The sequence below is a fragment of the Mesorhizobium sp. RIZ17 genome (assembly GCF_051127865.1).
GTDB classification, from domain to species: domain Bacteria; phylum Pseudomonadota; class Alphaproteobacteria; order Rhizobiales; family Rhizobiaceae; genus Mesorhizobium; species Mesorhizobium humile.
Genome location: NZ_CP147861.1, coordinates 6,184,532 through 6,210,777 on the forward strand (window position 1 = coordinate 6,184,532; position 26,246 = coordinate 6,210,777).

Consider the following 26,246-nt stretch of genomic DNA (forward strand, 5'->3'; position numbering starts at 1 on the left):
TATTGCAAATGGAGTCGGCGTGCTAACGCATAGAGCCTTTATCCCCCAAAATTTGCGTTTATGGAATTTGCAGCAATTTCATATGGTTAGCTCTATTTTATCCACAGGTTGCCCACATTTGTTTGTTCGATCTTTGTTCTTCCGACGAATGGGCAGTGGGAAGGACGTGGCGCGAGCCTTTCCTGATTTGCTTTATCGTCGCTGTTTTGGATGGAGAGCGATGACAAAGTTCAGCACGGAACGCAGACCTTTGCAGGTCTGTCGCAGCGCGGGTTCCCAAACTGAAACTTTTGTCGATTCCCCCCGAAGGGAGAATTTGATTTTGCTGATATTTGCGGCGTTAGTCAACACCGCAGCGCACGTTCACGCGCCGAGGCGGACGACTTTCAAATCGTCTTGTGGAGGAACCAACGGAGCAATCGCCGACCGGGCCAATTCTTCGAGGCCAGAGGTTATCCACTTCGAATAATGCCGCTCGATCATTGCGGTACTGGTGTCATGCAGCGCCGCGACAAGGCGAATGGGTAAGTTCGCGCGGATGCCCTTCACGATGCTGGAATGCCTCAGGGCATAAGGAATTACGTCGGGAAGCTTCGCTCGGTCCCTGATCGCCTGCCAGGGCCGGGCCAACTCCGCAGCCGAGCGCCAGCCCCCGCGCTGATCCCGCTGCCATTCGATCTTGCCCGGCGTCTGGACGTGGCGCCACCGCTCTAGCAACAGAGCGTCGGGCGGACGCTTGACGGTGACCGGCACCAGCTCATCGATAACATCGCGGCCGATCGGCACGGTAATGGTGCCGGTCTTGGCGCCCCTACCCTTGCGGCTTGTCGGCACCATCAGCCGGCTCTGAGCAATCTGGCAATCCCCCACACGCACCCGAGCTACTTGCGAGAGGCGCGCGCCAGTTGCTGTCAGGACCAGCACCAAGCGAAACAGGTCGCCCTCCCATTCCTGTTCAGTGTCGATCTCTCTGGCGGCTCGCAAAATCCGGGCAATGTCGGCGTCCGGCAATATCTGGTTGTCTCGCGCCACTGCTTCCGCCTCGTCAGTTTGGGAGGCACGCAAGCCTTGCTTGATGACGCTAGGAAGGGACGCGGGCAACTTCGCTCGGTTCGCAGCACAGGCCGAATTGAGTGCGGCCTTCATGTCATTGATCAGGCGTTGTCGTGTCGTCGCCTTCATGGTCGCCGGCAGACCGTCACGCCAGGCCGACAGGTCGCTTTCGGTGAGCGCGAAAAGATCCAGATTGGCGAGCGGCGCCGCTTCGGGAATGGCTTCCTGTTTGCCCCGCTCACCCTTGCCCAGGACGTAGCGGCCGAGACGTTGGCCGGCGTCCGAACGCTTATCCCGTCCGGCCCTCTTCGCCTCCCGCGCATCCCGCGCGGCTATGTAGGTGTCAACCGCATGCTTGACCTTGAGAGCCGGCCCGAGCGCTTCAGCTTCGGCCTGTGTTCGATGTTCATCGACAATCTGGCGAGCTGCCTTGATCGCCGCCTCATAGGCTAGCGGGCCAACCTTCGTTGATCCCTTGTCGTCGGCGGTGCCTATCGTGACGTATTTGTAGTTGAGGCCATTTCGCCAGCGCACCAGCCAGACGCCACCGCGCTTCCCCTTTCGATAGCCGAGGTGAACTTCTGGATCGATGCCCCGCCAATGGGTGCCGATGTCGAGCGCCGCGCGGGCATTCGGGGTAGTGATCGGAGATTCCTTGAGCGACTTGGACAAGGGCGTTTTCCCAAACCGTAAAATATGCGTAAAATATACCCTCACGCACGACCGCGTACAATTGCGGATGGGAGATATCCAAAGCCTTGCAAAATATGGATTCTGGCGGACATCAGCGGACGACGACGGATCGCTAGTTAGGCCCTTTCACGGCGGTAACAGGGGTTCGATTCCCCTTGGGCGTACCAGTCTTTCTCAAGCATTTGGCGCGTCGCTGATCGATAAGCATCGTAGATGGCGGGCCTAGTCTGGGATTTCCCGGATGAAGTAGACGATTTGATCCTCAAATCGGTCTATCGAAATCTTACCTTCGATGAGCTTGATGAACTCCTCGGCTATGGCCTCATCGTCCCACGTCATTTCGTATCCGTTTAGAGCGAGGAACATGAGACCGCAAACCCACCCGGTGCGCTTGTTTCCCTGCTCAAAGGCATGGGCTTGGGCGATAGCCAGAGCCAAGATGACCGCGAGCCGCAAGACGTCTTGTTCGCCATCGTATACGTAATGGTTTTGCGGGCGGGACATAGCCGATTCAAGCTTCGCCACGTCCAGTATGGCGTGAGCCTCCGAACTAGCAGCTACTTCATCTTGGTTGGCGCGGATTGCCTGCTCAACAGGGAGCCACAGCGGCTCACTTAGCAAGTTCGGCCCGGATTTTAGGATACCGAGCGCTGATCTCTTTGCGCAAAGCGTCGAAATCTACCGGACCCTTAGGAGGGCGCGGAGGGAATTGGACTCCATCGTCCTTTACCACTGGAACCGCAAAGCGCATTCTTTTCGTGTCTTTCTTTGGCCCGGGTCTCCAGGCTCGCTTAATCATGGTATATCTCATTTCTCGTTACAAGTGCCTTAAGGGCATCTAACTGAATTCAATGGTGAATGTTCCATAAAGTCCGCCCTTTCACGGCGAGGTACGCTTCCCCTTGAGCGTACCAGAAATTTCAATCAGCTTTTCCGGTCGCGTCCCGGTCTCGATGAACGACCCGAAAGGCAATCCATCATCTTGCCGTTTCACCCGGCTAAACCCAGAGGCGGGCCTGTGAAGGTCAGGCCGAAACGCGCCCCGATCGCGGCGACCTGATCCATGTCATCGGGGATCCGGCACTTGCGCTCAGCCATCTCCGCGAAGAAACCCTCGAAGCCGCCGGGTGTCATGACGGTGAGCATTCTGGCGGGTCGCTCGCCAAGCACCCGGAATGTATGCTCGGTTCCGCGCGGAACGTGCACGACACAGCCCGGCCCGACTATGCGCGTTTGACCGTTCATCCAGAACTCCACTTCGCCGGACTGGATCTGGAAGGTCTCGTCTTCGTCGTTGTGAATATGGCGCGGAGGACCATAGCCGGGCTGATCGAGGCTCTCGAACATTCCGAGCCGCGAGGCCGTTTGCTCCGCTGTCAGGCAAATCCGGTAGGACGTGCCAAGCCACTGGACAGTGTAGGGTACCGAAGCAGCCGCCACCGAAACCTCCAACGCCATTTCGATGCGGGAAGGTTGCCAGAATCGATTTCATAATTGAAATCGATAGCTACAATAAAATATATTTGGCAGATGAATTTATCGAGCTTCGACCTCAATCTCCTGCGGGTGCTCGACGCGCTGTTGCGCGAGCAATCGACCGTAAAAGCCGGGGAGCGCATCGGCCTGTCGCAACCAGCGGTCTCAGCCAGCCTCGGGCGGCTTCGGAATTTTCTGGGCGATCCGCTGTTCGTGCGCGCAGGACAACGCATCGTGCCGACCCAGTACGCCCGCGATCTCGAACTTCCGCTTCGCCGCATCCTCGATGAATTGTCGGCGCTGCTTGCAGGGCCTGGCAGCTTCAATCCGGCCGAGGCCGAGCAAAGTTTCAAGATCGCAGGTTCGGATTTTTTTGCCGAGATGCTGATGCCTGCCCTGGCCAATGCAATTTCCCGGCTTGCTCCAGGAATACTGGTCCAACTGGTGGATCTTGTGCCCGACGATTATGTCGGCACGCTGGAAAAGCATGGGATCGACCTTGCCCTCGTTCCCAAGGTCGATTTCCCCGCCTGGATCGACCATCTGCCTGCCTTCCGGTCGACCTTCGTGACGATAGCCCGCGTCGGGCACCCGAGGCTGGAGCGGGCGAAGGTGAGGCCCGGAGACGTCGTTCCGATCGATCTCTTCTGCGACCTCGGCCATGTCGTCTTCTCGCCCGAGGGCAAGCTCAAGGCCATGGGCGACGCCGCACTTGCCCGGATGGGCCGCGAACGGCGGGTGGCCATGACAATGCCGGTGTTCGGCGGCGTCTGTAACGCGGTGGCGGGAAGCGATCTGGTCGCGCTCGTGCCGGAACAGCTCGCGCGCAAGGTGGCACCTCGACTGGGGCTGGCGATATATAGTCCGCCCATGCCGATCAATCCCGCCCTCATCTGCATCGTCTGGCACAAGCGCAATACGACCGACCCCACACACCGCTGGCTGCGGGAATTGGTGCTGAAACTGCTCTCGCAACTGAGCGCCTGTGAAACCGATGGCAGCGCCCATGAACCGCGCCCGAGCTGAATAGCTGGCCCGGTGTCGGTGCCAACAACAGATGGCATATGCAGAAACGCGCCGTTAACGCCGTTCCCGAACGGCAGGAGCCGGCCTCAGCCCCAAAGTGTAGAGTTCTTCACGCTCCCGGACGTGGAGACGAGGATGAACCTGCTTCGGACAGCGCTCCTATGCGCGGCAATGACCGGCCTGGCCGGGCTGCAGGCTGCCCGCGCCGAGGATCAGCCCGTCCAGTCGAACGGCGACGCGGCGCAACAACAGCAGCCGGTCGTTCACTGCGAGGGGCAGAATTGCCTTCCCCCGAAGGACGACCCCGCATTGGAGTGCAAGGGGCAGGATTGCACGCCGGCTCCGGCGGCCGACCAGCCGGCGGGCCCGGAGATCAAGAAGGTCAAGTGAGCTGCAGCGGGCCCGCTGTGGCGAACCCGCGGCGAGCGCCGATCAATCCGGAACCATCGGCGCCGGCTCTTCGCACCGATAGACCATGCACTCACCGTCACGGACCGGGACATAGTCGACCATCGGCACGTAGGGAGCATCGCACTCGTTGCCGAATTGACGGACATAGCGCTCATATGTGTTCGCCCCGGTGGTCAGCACCACCGCATGCCGGCTCTGGATCAGCGCCTGGGTCTGCGCACAAGTCATTGTGCGTGTGTCGGGCCGTGCATCGGCGAAATTTGTGGCAGCAACGATCAGCGCTGCCGCGCAAAACGCAATCTTGCGTATGGGCATGGAGGCATCCTCGCAAATCGGCAAATTCGCATCTTGCGACATCGCTCCGCAACAGCGGTGCGGTCACGATGCAGCGAGCGAAGCCTTGAAAAGCAGTTGAAAGCCCGCGCCAAAGGCCTGGAATTACCCGAGGACGAACGTGCGAGGTCAGGCTGTTGCGAACACCACCGCAGCAAGCCCCCCGGCCGGCGCAGGCCGAGCGCGCCGGCTTTGACCGACACATGATCGAGATGGTCGATCGTCACCATCGACGACGCAATGACCGGCATGCCGTGCTGTCTATTCGTCGCGAACGGCCCGAACAAATTCCCGTGAGCCATGTCCGCAAGCAATATCCCACTATATAACAGCGTCGTTGAGGTAATGAGATGTCAGGCGCCTACGATCTGGGAACCAATCTGGTCCGCCGTATCTATGAGAAGCGCATAGATACGCCGGCCATTCTTGATGCCGGCACGCATTTTCCCAATGCCGCGAAGTTCACCGCCGCCTGGGAGAATATCCGCGACGAGGCGCTGGCGGCGAAGCTGAACAAGGCGCCGCGCTTCCACGACATCATGCCGGAGCAGGCCGATATCTCGGCCAATGACGGTCTCGACTGGCGCATGTTCGTGCTCAAGGCCTATGACATGACGGTCCCGGAAAACCTCGCGCGCATGCCGGTCCTGAGCCGGTTGCTTGCGGAGTGCCCCGAGGTCAAATCGGCGGCTGTCTCGTTCCTGGCCCCGCGCAAGCACATCCCGCCGCACCGCGGACCTTTTCGCGGCATCATGCGGTTCCATCTCGGCCTGGCCATCCCGAAACAGCCGGACGGCCGTCCGGCAACGATCATGATGATCAATCACGAGGAAAGGCGCATCGCCGACGGCGAGTGCATGCTGTGGGACGACACGTTCGAGCACGAAGTCATGAACAACTCGGATCAGCCCCGCGTCGCTCTCTTGCTCGACGTGTGGCGTCCGCAAATGCCGCTGGATATGGAAATCCTGTCGCGCGTGATCGTGCGCGGCGTCCAGGTGGGGATGCGCTATCGCGGCGTGTCGTTCGGCGGCTGAACCAGTTGCAAAGGCTTAAAGCGCGCCGCTTTGCGCGCGTGCCTCGCGATAGGTCCCTGCCCTGTTGCCACGCTTGCCCGGAAACATCGCGTCCCTCGCCAGCAACCCGCTGACGCGGCAGAAGGCAGCGAACGCGCGGCAGGCTTCCTCGACGCTGGCCACGTCGACCGTCGCGCCGAAGCAGGCATTGAAGGCGGCTTCGTAGACCTTGCCTTGCCGGCGCTTCGGCCAATCCTGAAGGAGATCGAGCGCCTGCTCGACGCTGTAGATTTCCTCGACCGGCAGGCCGGGCGCGGGCGTGATGCGCACCGGCACTTCGAATTGCAGTCTGTCCATTCCCTGTCTCCCGAACTGGCGCAGCCGGAGCAACGCCGCTCGATGTGAAAAGTTGCTTTTGCGGCCTTCTGACTCGCAAATGTGACCTCAGTGCGGTGAAGAATCGGTTCGCCGGCGCGGCAGATCGCGGAATGCGATGCGGAAATGGCTGCCGTTCGATGCAACCGCATCGCCTATCGGAGGTTCCCCATCCTCGTCCCACCTACTGGTTGGCCGGGTCGGTCTCGGCATCGTAGGCCATGCGGATGACCACCATCAGCACATAGGCGGACGGCAGCGCGAAAATGGCGCCGAGCACGATCGCCGCCGTTCCTTCCATGCGAAGGGTGGCGGCAACGGCCCAGTAGACGGTGCCGATGCAGATTACCGCCTGGATTGCCAGAAAAGAGGCAGCGGCCGCCGCGTGGGTAAGTGTCTTGAACGTCTTGATGCGTTGCATTGAATGGAATCCGAACTGACGCGCACACGACCGGCGGACGGCCTGTGGCCGTCGCCGTTTCGCGACGCGAAGGGATGTTTTTGGTTTGAATGCCGAGCTTGGCGGCTAGGGCTTTACGCGGCGGGCGGCGCGCGTGGCTGGTTGGTGCGCGAAGCTGTAGCGCTTCCCGATACGGGTGTGATGCCCATCTCGGCCGGCAACGCCTTGCCGATGAGCAGGAAATCGGATGCGGGCGCGAGCGCGCCGGGATTGCCGCTGACCAGCTTTGTCGGGAGCGGCCGGCTGGCCCGGACTTCAAGCGCCTGCGCCTTGCCGGTGGTTCTGAGCAGCGCGATCGTATCGCCCTGACGAGCAGCGCTGATGCTGGAACCACCCGAGAACGGGGCGGTCGACGCGGAGATTTCAGCCTGAGCGAAGCCCAGCAGCGCGAGCATCAGCAGCGCCATCAAGCCCGCAAAAGCGGTCCTGACCGGCAGCAGCATCGATCTTTCGCGTTCAGGTGCCGTCAAGGCAATCTCCATATACCAGAACCCGCCCTAACCCATGGAATGGCCGAAGGAAAGCCGCAATGGACGCCGCAACCGCACTTCGTCCTTGAACCTTGCGGCTTCCGGTGCCAAATCTGGGGCAGATTTTCGCGTTCGGCCCCTTTGGAGCCAACGCCGGCAAACGGACAAAAATGGTTACCTATCTCGACGCCTCCACCGCGCCCCTTCGAAATACCGGCCAGATCCGCCTCTATGGCGAGGAAGGTTTTGCCGGCATGCGCAAGGCCTGCGACCTCACCGCGCGCTGCCTCGACGAGTTGGTGCCGATGGTGAAGCCCGGCGTAACGACGGAAACGATCGACCGCTTCGTCTTCGAATTCGGCATGGACCATGGCGCGCTGCCGGCGACGCTCAACTATCGCGGCTACACCAAGTCGTCCTGCACCTCGATCAACCATGTCGTCTGCCACGGCATTCCCGACAACAAGCCGCTGAAGGAAGGCGACATCGTCAACATCGACGTCACCTTTATCCTCGACGGCTGGCACGGCGATTCCTCGCGCATGTACCCGGTGGGCACGATCAAGCGCGCCGCCGAGCGCCTGCTCGAAGTGACCTATGAGTGCCTGATGCGCGGCATCGCCGCGATCAAGCCCGGCGCCCGCACCGGCGCCATCGGCGCCGCGATCCAGACCTATGCCGAGGCCGAGCGCTGCTCGGTGGTGCGCGATTTCTGCGGCCACGGCGTCGGCCAGCTTTTCCACGATGCGCCGAACATCCTGCATTACGGCACCGCCAATGAAGGCGTCGAGATGCGGCCGGGCATGATCTTCACCGTCGAGCCGATGATCAATCTCGGCCGGCCGCATGTGAAGGTGCTGTCGGACGGCTGGACGGCGGTCACCCGCGATCGCTCGCTGTCGGCGCAGTACGAGCACACGATCGGCGTCACCGACACCGGCTGCGAGATCTTCACGCTGTCGCCGAAAAAGCTCGACCGTCCGGGCCTGCCGGCCTAGAACTTCGACCTAAGCCTGAGGGGGAGCGGGCGAGCATGGGGAAAGTCGAGGACGAGCCGGCGTTCTTTTCCGAAGGCTGGATCGAGCCGCCCAAGACGGCGCTGAAAAAAGCCGCAACAACAGAAACGCCGCATTATCACGGCCATCGTGACCGTCTGCGCGAACGCTTTGTCGCCGGCGGGCCGGATGCCCTGCCCGACTATGAACTGCTCGAACTGCTGCTCTTCCGGCTGATCCCGCGCGTCGACACCAAGCCGATCGCCAAGGCACTGATCGCCCGCTTCGGCTCGTTGGCCGAGGTGCTCGGCGCGCCGGCATCCCTGCTTGAGGAAGTCAAAGGCATCGGGCCGGCCGTCGCGACCGATCTCAAGGTCGTCGCCGCCACGGCCCAGCGCATGGCGCGCGGCGAGGTGCGCGGCCGCGAGGTCCTGTCCAACTGGACGCAACTCCTCGACTATTGCCGCTCGGCCATGGCCTTCGAGGCGCGCGAGCAGTTCCGCGTCCTGTTTCTCGACAAGAAGAACGGGCTGATCGCCGACGAGGTGCAGCAGACCGGGACCGTCGACCATACGCCGGTCTATCCGCGCGAGGTGGTGAAGCGGGCGCTCGAGCTCTCCGCCAGCGCCGTCATCCTGGTGCACAACCATCCTTCGGGAGATCCCACACCTTCCCGCGCCGACATCGAGATGACCAAGCAGATCATCGATACGGCCAAGCCCCTCGGCATCGCCGTGCACGACCACATCATCATCGGCCGCAAGGGCAACGCCTCGATGAAGGGCCTTCTGCTGATCTAGGCCTGACGTTCGAGGTTCCAGGCGCGAACAACATCGTCATCAGGTAGTCGGCTCTGGAATTTCAACCGAAAATCGAGCATGATGCGGCTTGGTATTTCCGTTGGATGCCTCGCGCGCCTGTGAAATACCGGAGGAACGGGACATGGCCATCGCGCTTGTACTCGTTTTGATCGTCGTAGGCTCGGTGTTGTTCCACCTCCTGAGCCCATGGTGGTGGACGCCGATTGCCTCGAACTGGGACTATATCGACAACACCATCATCATCAGCTTCTGGATCACCGGCGCCGTCTTCAGCGCCGTCGTGCTTTTCATGGCCTATTGCGTGTTCCGTTTCCGCCATCGCGAAGGCAACCGCGCCGCCTATGAGCCCGAGAACAGGCGCCTCGAATGGTGGTTGACTGTCGGCACTGCTATCGGTGTCACGACCCTCTTGGTTCCAGGCCTGTTCGTCTGGAGCCGCTTCGTCAACGTTCCAAGCGACGCGACCGAGATCGAAGTGATCGGCCAGCAATGGCAGTGGAGCTTCCGCCTGCCGGGCAAGGACGGCAAGCTCGGCACGTCGGACACCCGTGACGTCACCGCCGACAATCCGCTCGGTGTCATCCCCAGCGATCCCAACGGCCAGGATGACATCGTAGTCGAGGCGGCGGACCTGCATCTGCCAGTCGGCAAGCCGGTCAAGGTGCTGCTGCGCTCGATCGATGTTCTGCACGATTTCTACATCCCGGAATTCCGTGCCAAGATGGACATGATCCCGGGCTCGGTCACCTATTTCTGGTTCACCCCGACAAGGACCGGAACCTTCCAGGTCCTCTGCGCCGAGCTATGCGGCCAGGGACACCCGCTGATGCATGGCGAGGTCATGGTGGACACCGAGCAGGATTATCTCGCCTGGCTCGGCCAGCAGCAGACTTTTGCGCAATTGTCGGCGCCCAAGCAAACAGGCTCGGCGAACCCGTTGTCAGAAAAGACGATGGCGTCCGGTTTGGACGTCGGGGCAAAACTCGAAACGCTCGAGGCCCGCTGAACAGGGCACGGAGGTGCTCCCATGGTCGACGTCACACCCGCAGATGCCGTTCCGCCCGCCGAAGTCGGGGAGGTGGAACTCTACCATCCACACAGCTGGTGGACGAGATACGTCTTCTCTCAGGACGCCAAGGTCATAGCGGTCCAGTATGCGGGGACGGCCACGGCGATCGGCCTGGTGGCGTTGGTGCTGTCCTGGCTAATGCGGCTACAGCTCGGCTTCCCCGGCACCTTCGACTTCATCACGCCGGAGGCCTACTACCAGTTCATCACCATGCACGGCATGATCATGGTGATCTACCTGCTCACCGCGCTCTTCCTCGGCGGCTTCGGCAACTATCTGATCCCGCTGATGGTCGGTGCCCGCGACATGGTCTTTCCCTATGTCAACATGCTGAGCTACTGGATCTATCTGCTTGCCGTGTTGGTCCTGGTCTCGAGCTTCTTTGCGCCGGGCGGACCGACTGGTGCAGGCTGGACGCTCTACCCGCCACAGGCGATCATGACCGGAACGCCTGGCGGCCAGAACTGGGGCATCATCCTGATGCTCTCTTCGCTCATCCTGTTCATCATCGGCTTCACCATGGGTGGCCTGAACTATGTCGTGACGGTGCTGCAGGGCCGCACGCGCGGCATGACCTTGATGCGCCTGCCGCTCACCGTCTGGGGCATCTTCACTGCGACCGTCATGGCGTTGCTCGCCTTCCCGGCGCTGTTCGTCGCTTGTGTGATGATGCTGCTGGACCGCGCGCTCGGCACGTCTTTCTTCATGCCGGCGATCGTCGAGATGGGCGAGCAGTTGCAGCACAATGGCGGCAGCCCGATCCTCTTCCAGCATCTGTTCTGGTTCTTCGGCCACCCGGAAGTCTACATCGTGGCGCTGCCGGCTTTCGGCATCGTGTCCGACCTGATTAGCACCCATGCGCGCAAGAACATCTTCGGCTACCGAATGATGGTCTGGGCCATCATCGCCATCGGCGCTCTGAGCTTCGTGGTCTGGGCGCACCACATGTATGTCAGCGGCATGCATCCCTATTTTGGTTTCTTCTTCGCCACTACAACCTTGATCATCGCCATACCGACCGCGATCAAGGTCTATAACTGGGTGCTGACGCTGTGGCGCGGCGACATCCACCTGACCATACCGATGCTTTTCGCGCTCGCCTTCATCGTCACCTTCGTCAATGGCGGCCTGACGGGACTGTTCCTCGGCAATGTCGTTGTCGACGTGCCGCTGTCGGATACGATGTTCGTTGTCGCCCATTTCCACATGGTCATGGGCGTCGCCCCGATCCTGGTGATCTTCGGCGCGATCTATCACTGGTACCCGAAGGTCACCGGCCGCATGCTCGACGAGACGCTAGGCCGGTTCCATTTCTGGGTCACCTTCCTCGGCGCCTATCTGATCTTCTTTCCCATGCACTATCTCGGCCTGATGGGCATTCCGCGGCGCTATGCCGAATTGACTGATATGACCATCATGACGGAGTCGGCACACCATCTGAACTCGTTCATCAGCATCATGGCCTTCATCGTCGGTTTCGCCCAGATGGTGTTCCTGTTCAACCTGATCTGGAGCATCCGCCACGGTCGCGAGGCCGGCGGCAATCCGTGGCGGGCCACGACGCTGGAATGGCAGACGCCTGAAACGCCGCCGGCTCACGGCAATTTCGGCAAGGAACTGCCGATCGTCTATCGCTGGGCCTACGACTACAGCGTGCCGGGCGCCAAGGAGGACTTTATTCCGCAGAACGTGCCGGGCTCCTTCGCCCCCTCGAGGGAGCCGATATGAGCGTCATCCTGGTCTTCCTGGCTGTGATCGCCGGCTTTGCGGGATGGTGGCTTTCGCATCAGCGGCTAACGTCCAAGCCGTGGCTGGAACAGGGCCTGGCGGGGGATTTCGTCGGTCTCGACCGGTCTGCGCTGCCCACCGCCAAGATCGGCCTCGGCGTCTTCCTCGCCGTCGTCGGCTGCCTGTTTTCGCTATTCACCAGCGCCTACTTCATGCGCATGGGGCTGTCGGACTGGCGGCCGCTGCCACTGCCGCGCCTGCTCTGGCTGAACACCGGCGTGCTGGTGCTGAGCAGCATCGCGCTGCAGTGCGCCGTAGTCGCCGCGCGCAGAGGCCAGACGGACATGGTCAGGCTCGGTCTTGCAACGGCCGGGCTCACCGCCCTCGCCTTCCTCGCCGGCCAGTTGCTAGCCTGGCGCCAACTGACCGAAGACGGCTATCTCCTGGCTTCCAATCCGGCCAACAGCTTCTTCTATCTGATCACCGCAATGCATGGCCTGCACATTCTGGGCGGGCTGGTCGGCCTTGGCAGGGCAAGCGCCAGCGCTTGGAACGGCGCCCGGGCGGAGCGGCTGCGCCTCAGCGTCGAACTCTGCGCCATGTATTGGCACTTCCTGCTTTTCGTCTGGCTCGGCATCTTTGCCCTGTTGGCCGGTTGGGCGGGGACCTTCATCGACATTTGCCAACGGCTGCTGACCTAGGAGACTGGCGATGGCTGAGACGACACTGACGCATTCCAGCCAGTTGGATCGCCCCCAGGGTTGGCGCGGTATCGCCGCTGACTGGGCCTCGGATCAGCGCGCGTTCAAGAACGTGTCCTGGGGCAAGGCCATGATGTGGATCTTCCTGCTCAGCGATACCTTCATCTTCGGCTGCTTCCTGCTTTCCTACATGACGGCGCGAATCTCCACGCGCGTGCCCTGGCCGAACCCGAGCGAGGTCTTCGCCTTGCGCATCGGCGGTTCGGAAATTCCGCTGATCCTGATCGCCATCATGACCTTCGTGCTGATCTCGAGCAGCGGAACCATGGCCATGGCTGTCAATTTCGGCTACCGCCGCGACCGCCGCAAGACAGCGATCCTAATGCTCTTGACCGCCGCGCTCGGCGCGACATTTGTCGGCATGCAGGCTTTCGAATGGACCAAGCTGATCACTGAAGGGGTGCGGCCCTGGGGCAACCCTTGGGGCGCGGCACAGTTCGGCTCCTGCTTTTTCATGATCACCGGCTTCCATGGCACCCACGTCACGATCGGCGTGATCTTCCTGATCATCGTGGCGCGAAAAGTCTGGCGCGGCGACTTCGACACAGGGCGGCCCGGCTTCTTCACCAGCCGCAGGGGCCGCTACGAGAATGTTGAGATCATGGGCCTCTACTGGCACTTCGTCGATCTGGTCTGGGTGTTCATTTTCGCCTTCTTCTATCTTTGGTGAGAGGCAGACATGGCTGAAGCAACCGCAAACGGTCTCGGGCAGCACGCATTGCACCCTACCCATGCACATGAAGCCTCGGCGACAGTGGTCGTCGCCGAGGCTCATCAGCAACATCCGATCAAGCTCTATCTGGTGGTCTGGGCCTGGCTGTTCATCCTCAGCACCTGCTCCTATCTGGTCGACTATTTCGGCATCCACGGTTACCTCAGATGGTCGCTGATCCTGATTTTCATGGTGCTTAAGGCAGGGCTGATCGTTGCCGTCTTCATGCACATGGCCTGGGAGCGGCTGGCGATGTTGTATGCAATCGTCCTGCCGCCGATACTGGTGCTGGTTTTCGTGACCATGATGGTCTTCGAAGCCGACTACACGCTGCTGACCCGCATAGCGTTTTTCGGCGCCGGTCCCTGATCGCGGCTCGAATCCAACCCGCGACTGATCCAGCCGGGGGCCGCGGATGCCGGCACCTTGAAACAACAGGCTGCCGGTCCATTTTTCCCGGCCCGACGACAAGGGCGCGAGAATGATTGCGCTCGTGTGCACGCGCGTCACAAACTCAAGCAAAGGACGCCCAAAAATGACAATGGCAAACAGACTTAGGGATTTTATCGACGGCAAGGGAGTCTCGTACGACACCGTCGCGCATCATCGTACAGCCACCAGCAGGCAGGCAGCCATGGCCGCGCATGTGCCCGGCAGCATAATGGCGAAGTCAGTGGTCGTTCACCACGAACTTGGTTATGCACTGGCCGTGGTTCCCAGCACCCACAGGATCGAACTCGGTAAGTTGCAAGACGTTATGGACAAACGCCTCGGGCTCGCCTCGGAGGACGAGGTGGTATCGCTCTTCGATGACTGCGACATCGGCGCTGTTCCGCCGATCGGCGCGGCCTACGATGTGCCGGTAATACTTGACGAAAGCCTCGTCGACGCCGCCGATGTCTACTTCGAAGGCGGCGACCACAGGACGCTGGTGCATGTCAGTGGCAAGGATTTCCGCAACCTGACCACCGGCGCGCGCCAGGCTCGGTTCAGCCACCTGGCCTACTGAAAACGCGCCAGCGCTGTTGCCGGTGCGTCATTGCAGGATTTGCTCATCTCGCCGGTCCGGTCGCAGCCGGTGGTTCGACGACTTTGCGATAAACATGCCAGGTGGCGTGACCGAGGATCGGCAGTACGATCGCCAGCCCCGCGAACACCGGCACCGACCCGATGATCAGGGCCACGGCGACAATCAGTCCCCACACAGCCATCACAATCGGGTTCGCCAGGACCACGCGCACCGAGGTGTGGATAGCTTCGTAGGCGCCCACGTCACGGTCGAGAAGCAGAGGGAAAGCGACGACCGTCGTGCACAACACCACTACGGCGAAGACGAAGCCGATGACATGTCCCATGATGATAAGGGTCCAACCGCGTCCGGTGGCGAATATTTCGTTGATGAAGCTCGATATCGATTCCGGCGGCTCCGGGCCGAAGAGATGCTGGTAGAACAGCTGTGCTGTCAAAAGCCAGGTGATGAAGATTGCAAGCAGCATGATCCCGACGGCGGCGATGGCAGGCAGCGCCGGAGAATTCCTGACTTCGAATGCGTGACGCCAGGAGGTATCCAGGCTCGCTTCCCGCCGCCGGCTAATTTCATAGAGGCCAATCGCCGCGAATGGACCGATCAGCGCGAAACCGGAAACGAGCGGAAACAGCAGGGGAAGTGCGTTGGCCCCCGAGGTCCAGGCGGCAAGCACCACGCCGACAAGCGGATAGATCATGCAAAGAAAAACGATATGCGAGGGTTTGACCATGAAGTCGTCGACGCCGCGCCTAAGAGCATCGACGAGGTCGGCAACGCCGATTTTTCGAATTTTTGTGTGTTCCAGCGCCTCAGTGGCGCCAGCTATCACGTGAAAACTTGCCATGACCATTCCTCCAGACCGGGTCTGGCAAGGTCGCGGGCCTCGTGGTGCTGCCGTTCTGGCTGGCCACGCGTACCGCGACCTGCACTAGTGTCAATATACGCGCTTGCAAGGAGGTTGTCGCGCTTTGTCGAGGCGGCCTGCCGTTCGGAGCCAGAACCTGGCAAGGCGCGCTCTCGGATCGAGCGCTGGCTCTAGAGGGGTTTTTTCGATATTCTTGACGGACGGAGAAGGTCATGGATGCAAGGACGCTTCTCATACTCGGTCTTGGCGTCATCGCCCTGCTGATCCTGGGATTTTGCGCGCTTCCTACATGAAAGCCAGGGTTCAAGCGTCAGGACGCTAACTGTCGATCACCGTTCCGGCGACCGATCCACAAGCATTGCGCATGTGGTCAATTTGCAGCTGTCGCGCGCATCACAACGGTGTCGGTAAGCAGCATTGCGAAGATCGCGAAAAGATAGAAGATCGAATAGGCAAACAGCGTCCTTGCCGGTCTCATCTCTTGGTCTGGGGCAGCGAGAACCTTCCACGCATGCCAGATGAAGCCTCCGCCCAATGCGGTCGAGGCGGCCGCGTAGAATCCGCTGGCGAATCCCAGGGGCCAGGGCAGTACGCCGATCGGTGCCAGCAACAGAGCGTAAATGAGAATCTGTCTTTTCGTCGAAGCCTGGCCGGCCACGTTCGGCATCATGGGGATGCCGGCTGCTTCGTAGTCGCCGATCTTGAACAAGGCCAACGCCCAGAAATGTGGCGGCGTCCACAGGAAGATGACCAGGAACAGGACTAGGCTTTCAATACCGATTTGGCCGGTGGCGGCCGCCCATCCGATTACAGGTGGAAGCGCGCCCGCAGCACCACCTATAACGATGTTCTGCGGCGTCGAGCGTTTCAGCCACATCGTATAGATCACAACGTAGAAGAAGATGGTGAAGGCCAGCAGCGATGCGGCAAGCCACCCGACCAGCACCCCAAGCGTCATCACCGACAGCGCGGAAAGCACAAGGCCAAAGCTGAGCGCCTCACCGGCAGTGACACGGCCAGACGGCACCGGTCGCTTTGACGTGCGTGACATCAACGCGTCTATATCCGCGTCGTACCACATATTGAGGGCACCGGCCGCTCCGGCTCCAACGGCAATCGCGCCGATCGCTATCACCGCGATGATCGGATTCAAACCACTGGGCGCCACCACGAGACCGACGAAAGCTGTGAAAACGGCAAGCGCCATCACGCGAGGTTTCAACAGCGCGAAGAAATCGGCCGCCGTCGCTTCCGAAAGGCCGATGCCGGAATCCTTGAGGCTACTATCCTTGACCGACATTGGCACTTCCAACGGTGGGAGTGGGAACAGCCGGATTAGTTGGAGAATTGCTTCAGATAGGCAATGACGTTGGCCACGTCCTCGTCTGTCTTGAGGCCGGGAAATGTCATCTTCGTCCCTTTGACCATAGCCTTGGGGTCGTGAAGATATTTGGTGAGTGTCGGTTCGTCCCATTTGACGCCGGATTTCCCGGCTGCAACCATGGCTTCAGAATATTTGAAATCCGGATGCGTGCCGGCGGTCCGGCCAATCACACCGTGCAACGACGGGCCGACCTTGTTCTTGTCCTCTTCCGCCACATGGCAGACTTTGCACTTGACGAAGACTTTCTCGCCGGCCGCGGCATCCTGTGCCTGCGATGGGTGCACAACGAAGACAACAGCTGCCACGACAGCTGAGAACACGATTGAACGCATGGCATTTCCTCCCTGATCGCCATTATGCACGCGTGCCGGTCGCGGCGGCATGCTGCCCTCATGGCAGAGCGGAATATCCGCACCCTCCCAGTGGAATTGCGTTACCTACATACCACGGAATCCATCGGTCAGGTAGGAAAACCTAACATTTGCGAAGGTTTACAGCCAGCAGCGCTCAAGGCGGATCGGTTTTGCAGCTTGCCGCGATCTGGCCGATCGCCTCGGAAAGGCCCGCGAGTTCGAAATCGGCCTCGCCGCGTCCCGACAGCAGGCCGAAGCGCCACGACAGCGTCAGCCGGTTCGCTGAAGCCAGACGCTTGATGCCGTCGTCCCCATCCCTGACCAGCGTCCTGCCGCGCGTGCCGACCGACCAGCTTTCATCGGTTTTGCCGCCGCCGTCGACCACGACGGAGATGGTGATCTTGCGGCTGGCGGAGACGGCATCGTTGAGCTGGAGCCATTCGCTCCAGCGCGGTTCGCCATCGGGCCGGCAGGCCAAGGTCAGCACCGGACTGTAGCCCAACGCTCCGCCGCCGGTGATCAGCTTGTTGCTGGCGTGCAGCGATGCCGTGATCTGGCCGTCATTGCCAGCGCCAACGCTCCAATTGCCGAGATCCTGCTCAGCCCGGGCAGCGCCGGCGGCTGCGGCAAACAAGAGCGCCGCGGCGACGACCACGTCCCTCATCATGAACCCCAGTCTCACCAATGCCTCCAAGCGCCCGCGAATGCGATGAAGCGCAGATAATGTTCAACGGTTGGTATCGCCAGCGGCGGGCCATCAAGACAAGTTGTCTGTGTTGCCGCGCCGCCACAATAAAGTACCTCTCAACGAAAAAGGCCGCCCGGAGGCGGCCTTTCGAAATCGATGGATTGGAACCTGTTACTCGGCTTCCTTGGCGGCCTTCTTCTTCGGCGCGGCCTTCTTCTTCGGCTCTTCCGCCTCGTCGGCGGCTTCGCCCGCCTTTGCCTCGCTTGCCTTGGCTTCGGCCTTCTTCGAGGAAGCCTTCTTGGCCGGCTTCGCCTTGGTCGCGGTCTCGGCCTCCTCGTCGTCGGCCATCAGCTCGTCCTTGCCGACCTTGACGTCGTTGACCGAGATCTGGCCGAGCAGATAGTCGACGACCTTCTCCTCGAACATCGGCGCGCGCAGCGCGTTGATGGCTTCCGGATTGCTGCGATAGTACTCGAAGGCTTCCTGCTGCTGGTTGGCCGGGAAGCGGCGCACCTGCTCGAATAGGCCGCGCTGCAGTTCCTCGTCCGACACGGTGACGCCGGCCTTCTCGCCGATTTCGGCCAGAACGAGACCGAGGCGCACGCGGCGCTCGGCAAGGCGCATATATTCGGCGCGCGCCTCTTCTTCCGTCGTCTCTTCGTCGGTGAAAGTGCGGCCTGCGGCTTCAAGGTCACGGTTGACCTGAGCCCAGATGTTGTTGAACTCGGCCTCAACGAGCTTGGACGGCGCCTCGAAAGAATAGGCGGCGTCGAGCTGGTCGAGCAGCTGGCGCTTCACCTTCTGGCGGGTCATCGAGCCGAACTGGTTCTCGATCTGGCCGCGCACGATCTCGCGCAGGCGTTCCAGCGATTCCAGGCCGAGATTCTTGGCCGTCTCGTCATTGACCTCGAGCGCGCCGGGCGCCGACACCTCCTTGACGGTGACGTCGAAGGTGGCTTCCTTGCCGGCCAGATGCGCCGCCTGGTAGTTTTCGGGGAAAGTGACGGTGACCTGCTTCTCGTCGCCGGCCTTCGCGCCGATTAGCTGGTCCTCGAAGCCCGGGATGAACTCCTTGGAGCCCAGCACCAGCGGCTGATCGGTGCCGGCGCCGCCGGCGAAAGCCTCGCCGTCGATCTTGCCGACATAGTCGATGCTCACGCGGTCGCCCTCGGCGGCCTTGCCGGTCTTCGGCTCGTAGCTGCGCGCCGATTCGGCGACGCGCTTGACCTGATCCTCGACTTCCGTGTCCGGCACGTCATAGACTTGACGGGTCACCTTGATGTCGGAGAAATCCTTGATCTCGATCGCCGGGATGACTTCGTAGTTGAGGCTGAATTCGAAATCGGTGCCGCCGGCCAGGATCTTCTCGGCCTCCTTCTCGTCCTCGGTCATGATCACCTCGGGCTGCATGGCGGCCTTTTCGCCGCGCCCCGAAATGATCGAACGGGTCGAGTCGTTGAGGATCTCGTTGACGACCTCGGCCATGAACGACTTGCCATACATCTTGCGCAGGTGCTGCACCGGCACCTTGCCCGGGCGGAAGCCGTTGATGCGCACCTTGTCGCGGGCGTCGGTCAGCCGCGCCATCAGCTTGGCTTCCATGTCACCGGCCGGCACGGTGATCTTGATCTCGCGCTTGAGACCGGAGTTGAGCGTTTCGGTGACCTGCATCCTAGAACCTTTGTTTTCAACAACGAGACTGCCAAACGGTCGTAGCCGTTTACAGCCTGCCGGTATGATCTTGCCGGAAATGGCTTTTGGGACGGAACCTGGCGATTTGACCGCTAGCGCGGTTCAAACTCTCCTGAACTACGCTTTGCCGGATGCGAATAAGTTTTTGTTTTTCCTACAACTTTTCACATCTTGCAGAAGCGGAAACTCACGTTCCGTCACATTCGACACGCCTTTTGTCACAGGCTAGGCCAATTTTCAACTATCTTCGCTCCAATGCATGTCGCCCAAAAGCGCGCAGCGGTTTTGGGAAAACGGCATGCATCACAACAAAGACTTAAGGCGCGTCGCCTGAACCCGTTTCGACGCAACGCGCTTTAGCCGGATAAGCATGGCTTGAGCCGCGACATTGACAGAATGATGGCTACATGGGATTGCCGGGGAAAGCGGATGTGGCGGAATTGGTAGACGCCCTGGATTTAGGTTCCAGTGCCGAAAGGCGTGGGGGTTCGAGTCCCTTCATCCGCACCAGCCTTCGCTCTTCGAGCTTCGGGTTGCTAGCCAGCCAGCCCTGTCTCCTAGCCTTGGCGGCTGAGGACTAATAAAGCGGCTCCTCGAACAGCGTCTTGTCGCCGTCCATCAGCGCCTTGATCTGCGCCGTGCCGTCGGACGCTAGCGCGAGCTTGATGCCGAACGGCCGCACGCGCATGTCGTCCTGGATCGCCATGCCCTCGCCTTCGGGCACATAGAATCGATCGATCCCGTAGTCCGGTGCGATCGTCGCGTCGGGGCTGCGCAGGTCCCAGCCCGCGGCGACATGTCCGGCGATATCCGCCTCGTCCGCTCCGGCCGGGGCCGGCGCTTTGCCGAACCAGGCCGCCGTCGGCTGCCAGTAACCGTCAGCGCCCTTCTTCAATCGCACCGTGATCGAGCCGTCGTCGCTGGAAAACGCGCCTTGCGGAATGTTGGCGATCAGCTTCACCGAGACGCGCGAAATGGTGTTGTTCAACGAGACGTAGTCGCCGCGCAGGAGATCGCGCGGATCGATGGGCTCGACTTTCAGAAGCACTTCCTTGCCGTTGCGCAGGATCGCGGCCCGGCCGGCGATGATCCAGCTGAGAAAGCCGATCTGGACAAGCGCCAGCACCAGCGCCGAGACGATCAGTTTCTTGCCGGTCATGCCGTTGCTCCCTTCTCCGTGGGCGCCCTCATGCGTTTCTCGACGCGGATGATGATCAGCGCCAGGATGCCGAGCAGCACAGCCGCGGCCAGGAAGAATCCGGCCGTATCGAGCATCGACCGCAAGGTGACGCCGTAGATGATGGCGAGTTCGAAGGCGAAGCCGGCATAGGCCAGCCAGCGCAGCCCCCTGCTCTCGCGGCCAGCCTGGATGATTGACGCCACGATGCCGGCAAGCGCCACGATCGAGGCGACGGCGAAACCGCTGTTGTAGGTGCTTTCATCCGCCAGCTCGAACTGGATGATCGCCATGCCGGTGAGGAAACCGAACAAGGCGTGCAACGGCAGTCGGCCGTCCAGTTGAAGGATCCTATCGATCGGATCGCCCGCAAAGACGGCGGCGACAAAGAGCAGCGACGACACGATGGCCAGAGACATCGCTACCGGCAGCGTGTCATGATCCGTCGCCAGCAAAACCAGATAGAGAACCACCGACAGGATGATGAGGTGGCGTGCCGCCCGGCTGCGCGTCCAGAACGAAATGGCGAACAGGACGATCGCCATGACGATGAAGAGGTGCGGAATTTCCGCTCGCCAGTAGAAGCCGAACCCCTTGAGAACCAGCCAGGCATCGGCAATGCCAACCGCCGCCACCGTCAGCGGATTGGAACGCAGCGCCACCGCCGCCAGCGCCGTGCCGGCGCACCATGTCAACAGCGCCGAGGCCTCGTCGCCCGAGAGGTGATACATCTGGCCGATCAGCGCAATCGAGCCGCCGAAGGCGGCGGCGGCGACGATCCACAGCGCCTCGCCGATCGCGGCATGGTCGCGCGTCTTCAGCACCGCGCCGCCGACATAGCCACCGAGGATGAGGGCAAACAGCGCCGCCACGCGAACGAGACGCGGGATGACCTCCCAGTTGGCAGCGACGAAAATCAGGATCGCCGCGCCGAACAAAAGCGCCGCCATCATCGCCAGGATGGAACCGAAACTCAGCGACGCTCGCTCATTGGCGGCGATGTCGCTCGTCAATGCTTCCGCCGTGGCGGGATCGATCAGCCCTCTCTCCCGCCAGCGGGCGATATCCGCCCTCACTCGTGCCGCATAGCCCGCCATGCCTTCCCCCAAAAACCCGGTCATTCCCTTAGCCGGAACAGCCAAGCCGTTGACGCTGCGGCATTTTCCGATTCGGTCTTCTTCGTGACGCAGGCGTGAATGGCCGTTAATGTTGCATTGCACAATTTGCATTGCTGCCATGCGCCAACGGCACTTTTAAATCGATATGACCCCACCTATTTTCTATTCGTACACAAACGGAATGATCCGAACCAAAGACGAAACGAGAACTACCATGAACCTGATCCGCAACTACCGCAACTGGCGCCGCTACCGGGACACCGTCTCCGAGCTGAGCCGCCTGTCGAACCGTGAACTGACCGACCTGGGCATCAGCCGCAGCGACATCCACTACGTAGCCCGCAAGGCGGTCTAATCCGCTTCGGACCGCAAATGGTCCGAGCCAGTTTTGAAGAGAGTTAACACAATGAACCTGATCCGCAGCTATCGTAACTGGCGCGTTTACCGCGACACCGTTACCGAGCTGGGTCGGCTTTCGAACCGCCAGCTCCACGATCTCGGCATCGTTCGCGACGAGATCAAGATGGTCGCCCGCAAGGCGATCTAAGCAAGGAATTTCGCCAGGGTCGACCTCCTCCCCGACCCTGACGGATACGGCCAACCCTCACCTCCTCCCGAGGGTTGACCACCGAAACGGCGCCCGCCGGACCTCCTCCCCCGGCGGGCGTTGTTCCAGAAGTGAACGAAGTTCGTCATCCAAGCGAACGAAGTTCGTCTTCGAAGGTTTCGCCCCTTCTCAAAGGCGAAAGGAATTTTCGCCCTCAAAAGCGAAAGAGATTTCGTCGAAGCCGACCTCCTCCCCGGCAATGACGAATAAGGTCGATCTTCACCTCCTCCCGAGGATCGACCCCCAAAACGACACCCGCCGGACCTCCTCCCCCGGCGGGTGTTGTTGTTTTCAGAGCATGATCCCGAAAAGTGGGAACCGGTTTTCGGAAAAAGATCATGCTTCAGGGATATCGAGGGCAGGCGGCGCCGTTGCCGGCCGGCAATTGCAATCGTGCCGCCAAGCGACTATTCCGGCGCTCATGAGCAAAAATCCCGTACACGTCATCGGCGGCGGCCTCGCCGGCTCCGAGGCCGCATGGCAGATCGCCGAGGCCGGCGTTCCCGTCGTTCTGCATGAGATGCGCCCCGTGCGCGGCACCGACGCCCACAAGACCGACGGTCTGGCCGAGCTCGTCTGCTCCAATTCCTTCCGCTCCGACGACGCCCAAAACAACGCCGTCGGCCTGCTGCATGCCGAAATGCGGCTCGCCGGCTCGCTGATCATGAGCGCCGGCGACGCGCATCAGGTTCCGGCCGGCGGCGCGTTGGCGGTCGACCGTGACGGCTTTTCCGATGCGGTCACCGCGGGGATCGAGGCGCATCCGCTGATCACCATCCAACGCGAGGAAGTGCCGGGACTGCCGCCCGAGGATTGGGACCAGGCTATCGTCGCCACCGGCCCGCTGACGGCGCCTTCGCTGGCGCAGTCGATCGCCGAGGCGACCGGCGCCGATGCGCTTGCCTTCTTCGACGCCATCGCGCCGATCGTGCATTTCGACACGATCGACATGAACACGGCCTGGTTCCAGTCGCGCTACGACAAGGTCGGCCCCGGCGGCACTGGCAAGGACTACATCAACTGCCCGATGGACAAGGACCAGTATCTCACCTTCGTGGCGGCGCTTCTGGAAGGCCAGAAGACCGAGTTCAAAGAGTGGGAAGGCACGCCTTATTTCGACGGCTGCCTGCCGATCGAGGTGATGGCCGAGCGCGGCGTCGAGACCTTGCGCTACGGGCCGATGAAGCCGATGGGCCTGACCAACGTCCATAATCCGACGGTCAAGGCCTATGCGGTGGTGCAGCTTCGCCAGGACAATGCGCTGGGCACGCTCTACAACATGGTTGGTTTCCAGACCAAGCTGAAGCATGCCGAACAGGTGCGCATCTTCCGCACCATTCCGGGGCTTGAGAACGCCGACTTCGCGCGGCTCGGCGGCCTGCACCGCAACACCTACATCAACTCCCCGACCCTGCTCGACCCCTCGCTGCAGCTGAAGTCGCGGCCGGGCCTGCGCTTTGCCGGCCAGATCACCGGCTGCGAAGGCTATGTCGAAAGCGCCGCGATCGGCCTGCTCGCCGGGCGCTTCGCCGCCGCCGAACGGCTTGGACAGGCGCCGTCGCTGCCGCCTTCGACCACCGCATTCGGCGCATTGCTGAACCACATCACCGGCGGTCATATCGTCTCCGACGACGAGCCCGGCAAGCGCTCCTTCCAGCCGATGAACGTCAATTTCGGCCTGTTCCCTCCGGCGGAAGCGCCGAAGGTCGAGGGCAAGCGCCTGCGCGGCAAGGACAAGACCGTCGCCAAAAGGCACGCCATCACCTCGCGCGCGCTGGCCGATTGCAGGGAGTGGCTGGGACTGCCGGCGCAGGCGGAGGCGGCCGAGTAGCCGCTTCGCATTAGACACCATGGTACAAAGTAGGATATTATCCTACTTACTCTTCGATAGGAGCTGTGCCATGGAAGCCGCCGAGAAACTGTCCGTCACCGTCACGCCAGCCATGGCGCGAATGATTCGCGAAAAGGTCGAGGACGGGTCTTTTGGGTCGGCGAGCGAGGTTATCCGTGCAGCGCTACGCGCCTTCCAGCGCGAGGAGGAAGAGCATGCCGAGCGCATGGCATCGATCCGGGCGCGGGTGAAGGCTTCGATCGAGGACAAGCGGCCGAACCTTTCAGGAGAACAAGTGCGCGCTCATCTTCAAGGGCTGTTTGCCGAGCATTCGAGCCCTGTCGATGATTCAGCGGCTTGAAGTCGAATACCGCCAAAGCGCGAGAGACGATCTCGCTAACATTTTCAGGCACATAGCCGAGGCCAGCGGAAATCCTCTTGTAGCGCTGAATTCGTTCTGCGCATAGAAGACCGCTGCCAAAGCATCGGTGACGCACCCCGCGGCGGGCGCTCTCGTGACGATATAGCATCAGGTCTGCGAACCGTCCCTTTTGAGCATTCAGCCGTCATAGCTTATGTTGTCGAAAACGATGTTGTTCGCATACTCAACATCTTCTATGGCGGCCGTGACTATGAAGCACTGATGCGCGACGGTGGGTTGAGCGCTCCATCCTGAAGGGGTCTTACTCCGCAGGCTTGGCGTTCGCAGTCGGCAACCCCGGCCTGCCCGCCTCTCCCGGATTCCTCCGCACATAAGCCGCCTTCAGCGTCTCCGAGGTATCGCGCGAGCCATCATGGCTCCAGCCCGGCGGCTGGATGAGATAGTTGAGGCGTTGGCCGAACGTCAGCCCTGGCGCAAACGCATCCTTGAACATGCCGATCCATTCGTGGAAGGCCACCTTCAGCGGGTTGAAGGTGCCGATGTTCTTGACGATGCCGTAGCGCGGCCGATCCTCCTCCAGCTCCGCGACGAAGGTGCCGAACATGCGGTCCCAGATGATCAGCGTGCCGGCATAGTTGGCGTCGAGATAGCGCGGATTGGTGGCGTGGTGGACGCGGTGGTGCGAGGGCGTGTTGAAGATGAATTCGAACCAGCCCCACATCTTGCCGATCGTCTCGGTGTGGATCCAGAACTGCCAGACGAGGTTGAAGCCGAAGACGAAGGCGATCACCGCCGGATGGAAGCCGGCGAGCACCAGCGGCGCCTGCAGGATGAAGGTGAAGGTGAACAGCCCCGTCCAGCTCTGCCTCAGCGCCGTCGACAGATTGTAGTGCTGGCTGGAATGATGGTTGACGTGCTCGGCCCACACCCAGCGCACCCGGTGCGCGATGCGGTGATAGACGTAGTAGCGCAAATCATCGAGCAGGAAGGCGGCGACGAACACCCAGATCGACAGGCCGAGATTGAAGAAGCGGAACTGCCACAGCCACAGCAGCGCCCAGTAGGACACGACGCCGAGCAGCAGGCCGGCAACGACATTGCCGGTCCCCATCATCAGGCTGGCCAACGTGTCGCGCGTCTCGAACGATCCCTTGGCGCGGCCGGTGCGCACCAGCCAGAGCTCGATCAGGATCGCGGCGACGAAGAACGGGATCGCAAGCTGGGTCACCTGTGGGAAATTGTACTCGTCCATCACGCCGCCTTTCGGATCCCATCATGGCCCTGCAATGCCGCCGCCACCGCGAGCGCGCCGGCTTCGTCGGCAAAGACGAAATTGCCGCCTTTCCAGGTGAAATCATTGAGCCGCAGCGAGACCGCGTTCCTTTCCCTTGCCAGGGCCAGAATGTCGTGCGGCGTGACGATGCGCGTCAGAAAACAGTCGCCAATGCTCTGGACGATGCCGCAGCGCTGCGGGCCGAGATCGAGAAACGCAGCATGGGCGTCGGCTGTCAGCCGCACAGCGCCTGGCCTTTCATCGGGAAAATCCTCGGCAAAGCGTGCGAGCGCGTGGTCGGCGCCGGCAAGCGTCGCGGTCGTCGTGCCACCGGTGAAGTGCACGGCCGCGACGGACAAGGCGATGCCGAACACGACAAGGACGACCAGGACTGGCAGGCTCATGGAAAGGCGACTCCTCCAGCGGCCCGCATTTCTTTGACGCGAGTCC

Annotated in this window: 32 protein-coding genes and 1 tRNA gene; 17 read left to right on the forward strand and 16 right to left on the reverse strand. The window is 61.4% G+C overall.

All coding sequences use genetic code 11. The features are described 5' to 3' along the window. Positions 1–363: 363 nt before the first annotated feature. The 3 genes from WDX12_RS30185 to WDX12_RS30195 form a co-directional block, all read right to left on the reverse strand. Complete coding sequence (locus WDX12_RS30185; protein WP_434723069.1) at positions 364–1,725, reverse strand: tyrosine-type recombinase/integrase; 1,362 nt, start codon at positions 1,723–1,725, stop codon at positions 364–366. Between the two features lie 243 nt (positions 1,726–1,968). After that, on the reverse strand, positions 1,969–2,367 hold the full coding sequence (locus tag WDX12_RS30190; RefSeq protein ID WP_320295481.1) for a type II toxin-antitoxin system death-on-curing family toxin: 399 nt from the start codon (positions 2,365–2,367) through the stop codon (positions 1,969–1,971). 369 nt (positions 2,368–2,736) lie between these two features. Next, positions 2,737–3,186 (reverse strand): cupin domain-containing protein, encoded by a 450-nt coding sequence (locus WDX12_RS30195; protein ID WP_434723070.1) that lies wholly within the window; start codon positions 3,184–3,186, stop codon positions 2,737–2,739. A gap of 90 nt (positions 3,187–3,276) precedes the next feature. Between WDX12_RS30195 and WDX12_RS30200 the strand changes: the two genes are divergently transcribed. Together WDX12_RS30200 and WDX12_RS30205 are read left to right on the forward strand one after the other, a co-directional pair. After that, positions 3,277–4,248 carry a LysR family transcriptional regulator gene (locus tag WDX12_RS30200; RefSeq protein ID WP_434723071.1) on the forward strand — a complete coding sequence of 324 codons (972 nt, stop codon included), beginning with the start codon at positions 3,277–3,279 and terminating at the stop codon, positions 4,246–4,248. A gap of 135 nt (positions 4,249–4,383) precedes the next feature. Beyond that, positions 4,384–4,638, forward strand: a complete 255-nt coding sequence (locus tag WDX12_RS30205) for a hypothetical protein (protein ID WP_320295478.1) — start codon at positions 4,384–4,386, stop codon at positions 4,636–4,638. 42 nt (positions 4,639–4,680) lie between these two features. On the opposite strand, the gene WDX12_RS30210 is transcribed toward WDX12_RS30205, so the two are convergent. Next, positions 4,681–4,974: a hypothetical protein gene (locus WDX12_RS30210; RefSeq protein ID WP_320295477.1), complete on the reverse strand. Its 294-nt coding sequence runs from the start codon at positions 4,972–4,974 to the stop codon at positions 4,681–4,683. A gap of 368 nt (positions 4,975–5,342) precedes the next feature. Between WDX12_RS30210 and WDX12_RS30215 the strand changes: the two genes are divergently transcribed. Next, positions 5,343–6,029 (forward strand): aspartyl/asparaginyl beta-hydroxylase domain-containing protein, encoded by a 687-nt coding sequence (locus tag WDX12_RS30215; RefSeq protein ID WP_320295476.1) that lies wholly within the window; start codon positions 5,343–5,345, stop codon positions 6,027–6,029. A 15-nt stretch (positions 6,030–6,044) separates the two neighbouring features. On the opposite strand, the gene WDX12_RS30220 is transcribed toward WDX12_RS30215, so the two are convergent. The 3 genes from WDX12_RS30220 to WDX12_RS30230 all read right to left on the reverse strand — a co-directional run bounded on the left by WDX12_RS30220 (position 6,045) and on the right by WDX12_RS30230 (position 7,286). Beyond that, positions 6,045–6,365 carry a DUF982 domain-containing protein gene (locus WDX12_RS30220; protein ID WP_320295475.1) on the reverse strand — a complete coding sequence of 107 codons (321 nt, stop codon included), beginning with the start codon at positions 6,363–6,365 and terminating at the stop codon, positions 6,045–6,047. A gap of 202 nt (positions 6,366–6,567) precedes the next feature. Next, positions 6,568–6,804 (reverse strand): hypothetical protein, encoded by a 237-nt coding sequence (locus WDX12_RS30225; protein WP_320295474.1) that lies wholly within the window; start codon positions 6,802–6,804, stop codon positions 6,568–6,570. Between the two features lie 113 nt (positions 6,805–6,917). Further along, positions 6,918–7,286, reverse strand: a complete 369-nt coding sequence (locus WDX12_RS30230; protein ID WP_434723072.1) for a hypothetical protein — start codon at positions 7,284–7,286, stop codon at positions 6,918–6,920. A gap of 197 nt (positions 7,287–7,483) precedes the next feature. On the opposite strand from WDX12_RS30230, the gene map reads away from it, so the two are divergent. The 8 genes from map to WDX12_RS30270 all read left to right on the forward strand — a co-directional run bounded on the left by map (position 7,484) and on the right by WDX12_RS30270 (position 14,408). Beyond that, positions 7,484–8,311 carry a type I methionyl aminopeptidase gene (gene map / locus WDX12_RS30235; protein ID WP_320295472.1) on the forward strand — a complete coding sequence of 276 codons (828 nt, stop codon included), beginning with the start codon at positions 7,484–7,486 and terminating at the stop codon, positions 8,309–8,311. 35 nt (positions 8,312–8,346) lie between these two features. Next, on the forward strand, positions 8,347–9,108 hold the full coding sequence (gene radC / locus WDX12_RS30240) for a RadC family protein (RefSeq protein WP_434723073.1): 762 nt from the start codon (positions 8,347–8,349) through the stop codon (positions 9,106–9,108). A gap of 142 nt (positions 9,109–9,250) precedes the next feature. Further along, positions 9,251–10,135, forward strand: coding sequence for a cytochrome c oxidase subunit II (locus tag WDX12_RS30245; protein WP_320295470.1), 885 nt, complete (start codon positions 9,251–9,253; stop codon positions 10,133–10,135). 21 nt (positions 10,136–10,156) lie between these two features. After that, on the forward strand, positions 10,157–11,926 hold the full coding sequence (gene ctaD, locus WDX12_RS30250) for a cytochrome c oxidase subunit I (RefSeq protein ID WP_434723074.1): 1,770 nt from the start codon (positions 10,157–10,159) through the stop codon (positions 11,924–11,926). Further along, a complete protein-coding gene (locus tag WDX12_RS30255; protein WP_434723075.1) occupies positions 11,923–12,627 on the forward strand; it encodes a cytochrome c oxidase subunit 3 in 705 nt (234 codons plus the stop codon). Before ctaD ends, WDX12_RS30255 begins: the two co-directional genes overlap by 4 nt. A 10-nt stretch (positions 12,628–12,637) precedes the next feature. Then, entirely contained in the window at positions 12,638–13,357 is a 720-nt protein-coding gene (locus WDX12_RS30260; RefSeq protein WP_320295467.1) for a heme-copper oxidase subunit III family protein, read from the forward strand. A 9-nt stretch (positions 13,358–13,366) separates the two neighbouring features. Continuing rightward, entirely contained in the window at positions 13,367–13,768 is a 402-nt protein-coding gene (locus tag WDX12_RS30265) for a cytochrome C oxidase subunit IV family protein (RefSeq protein ID WP_320295466.1), read from the forward strand. Positions 13,769–13,934: 166 nt separating this feature from the next. Then, positions 13,935–14,408: an aminoacyl-tRNA deacylase gene (locus tag WDX12_RS30270; RefSeq protein WP_434723076.1), complete on the forward strand. Its 474-nt coding sequence runs from the start codon at positions 13,935–13,937 to the stop codon at positions 14,406–14,408. Positions 14,409–14,451: 43 nt separating this feature from the next. Here the strand turns inward: WDX12_RS30270 and WDX12_RS30275 are convergent, their stop codons facing one another. From WDX12_RS30275 to tig, 5 genes are all read right to left on the reverse strand, one after another. After that, the gene (locus tag WDX12_RS30275) at positions 14,452–15,270 is read right to left on the reverse strand and encodes a DUF2189 domain-containing protein (RefSeq protein ID WP_434723077.1); all 819 of its coding nucleotides are present in this window, start codon (positions 15,268–15,270) and stop codon (positions 14,452–14,454) included. Positions 15,271–15,661: 391 nt separating this feature from the next. Next, positions 15,662–16,591, reverse strand: coding sequence for a heme o synthase (locus WDX12_RS30280; protein WP_434723078.1), 930 nt, complete (start codon positions 16,589–16,591; stop codon positions 15,662–15,664). A gap of 35 nt (positions 16,592–16,626) precedes the next feature. Beyond that, the gene (locus WDX12_RS30285) at positions 16,627–17,007 is read right to left on the reverse strand and encodes a c-type cytochrome (RefSeq protein WP_320295568.1); all 381 of its coding nucleotides are present in this window, start codon (positions 17,005–17,007) and stop codon (positions 16,627–16,629) included. A gap of 175 nt (positions 17,008–17,182) precedes the next feature. After that, positions 17,183–17,710: a hypothetical protein gene (locus tag WDX12_RS30290; RefSeq protein ID WP_320295462.1), complete on the reverse strand. Its 528-nt coding sequence runs from the start codon at positions 17,708–17,710 to the stop codon at positions 17,183–17,185. Between the two features lie 177 nt (positions 17,711–17,887). Further along, positions 17,888–19,387, reverse strand: a complete 1,500-nt coding sequence (gene tig / locus WDX12_RS30295; protein WP_434723079.1) for a trigger factor — start codon at positions 19,385–19,387, stop codon at positions 17,888–17,890. Between the two features lie 446 nt (positions 19,388–19,833). On the opposite strand from tig, the gene WDX12_RS30300 reads away from it, so the two are divergent. Next, positions 19,834–19,918: transfer RNA gene (locus tag WDX12_RS30300), tRNA-Leu, on the forward strand. Between the two features lie 67 nt (positions 19,919–19,985). Here WDX12_RS30300 and WDX12_RS30305 read toward each other — a convergent pair. Together WDX12_RS30305 and WDX12_RS30310 are read right to left on the reverse strand one after the other, a co-directional pair. Beyond that, positions 19,986–20,567, reverse strand: coding sequence for a GDYXXLXY domain-containing protein (locus WDX12_RS30305; protein WP_434723080.1), 582 nt, complete (start codon positions 20,565–20,567; stop codon positions 19,986–19,988). Further along, positions 20,564–21,682, reverse strand: coding sequence for a DUF2157 domain-containing protein (locus tag WDX12_RS30310; protein ID WP_434725730.1), 1,119 nt, complete (start codon positions 21,680–21,682; stop codon positions 20,564–20,566). Before WDX12_RS30310 ends, WDX12_RS30305 begins: the two co-directional genes overlap by 4 nt. A gap of 235 nt (positions 21,683–21,917) precedes the next feature. On the opposite strand from WDX12_RS30310, the gene WDX12_RS30315 reads away from it, so the two are divergent. The 5 genes from WDX12_RS30315 (at position 21,918) to WDX12_RS30335 (ending at position 24,817) form a co-directional block, all read left to right on the forward strand. Further along, complete coding sequence (locus WDX12_RS30315; protein WP_006335194.1) at positions 21,918–22,058, forward strand: DUF1127 domain-containing protein; 141 nt, start codon at positions 21,918–21,920, stop codon at positions 22,056–22,058. Between the two features lie 51 nt (positions 22,059–22,109). Continuing rightward, positions 22,110–22,250, forward strand: coding sequence for a DUF1127 domain-containing protein (locus WDX12_RS30320; RefSeq protein WP_084508100.1), 141 nt, complete (start codon positions 22,110–22,112; stop codon positions 22,248–22,250). A gap of 481 nt (positions 22,251–22,731) precedes the next feature. Beyond that, positions 22,732–24,141 (forward strand): methylenetetrahydrofolate--tRNA-(uracil(54)-C(5))-methyltransferase (FADH(2)-oxidizing) TrmFO, encoded by a 1,410-nt coding sequence (trmFO, locus tag WDX12_RS30325; protein ID WP_434723081.1) that lies wholly within the window; start codon positions 22,732–22,734, stop codon positions 24,139–24,141. 70 nt (positions 24,142–24,211) lie between these two features. Further along, entirely contained in the window at positions 24,212–24,502 is a 291-nt protein-coding gene (locus WDX12_RS30330) for a type II toxin-antitoxin system ParD family antitoxin (protein WP_320295458.1), read from the forward strand. Positions 24,503–24,625: 123 nt separating this feature from the next. Further along, entirely contained in the window at positions 24,626–24,817 is a 192-nt protein-coding gene (locus WDX12_RS30335) for a type II toxin-antitoxin system RelE/ParE family toxin (RefSeq protein ID WP_434725731.1), read from the forward strand. Between the two features lie 7 nt (positions 24,818–24,824). Here the strand turns inward: WDX12_RS30335 and WDX12_RS30340 are convergent, their stop codons facing one another. Continuing rightward, a complete protein-coding gene (locus WDX12_RS30340) occupies positions 24,825–25,775 on the reverse strand; it encodes a sterol desaturase family protein (RefSeq protein ID WP_434723082.1) in 951 nt (316 codons plus the stop codon). Beyond that, positions 25,775–26,200 (reverse strand): hypothetical protein, encoded by a 426-nt coding sequence (locus tag WDX12_RS30345; protein ID WP_434723083.1) that lies wholly within the window; start codon positions 26,198–26,200, stop codon positions 25,775–25,777. Before WDX12_RS30345 ends, WDX12_RS30340 begins: the two co-directional genes overlap by 1 nt. Between the last annotated feature and the right edge of the window lie 46 nt (positions 26,201–26,246).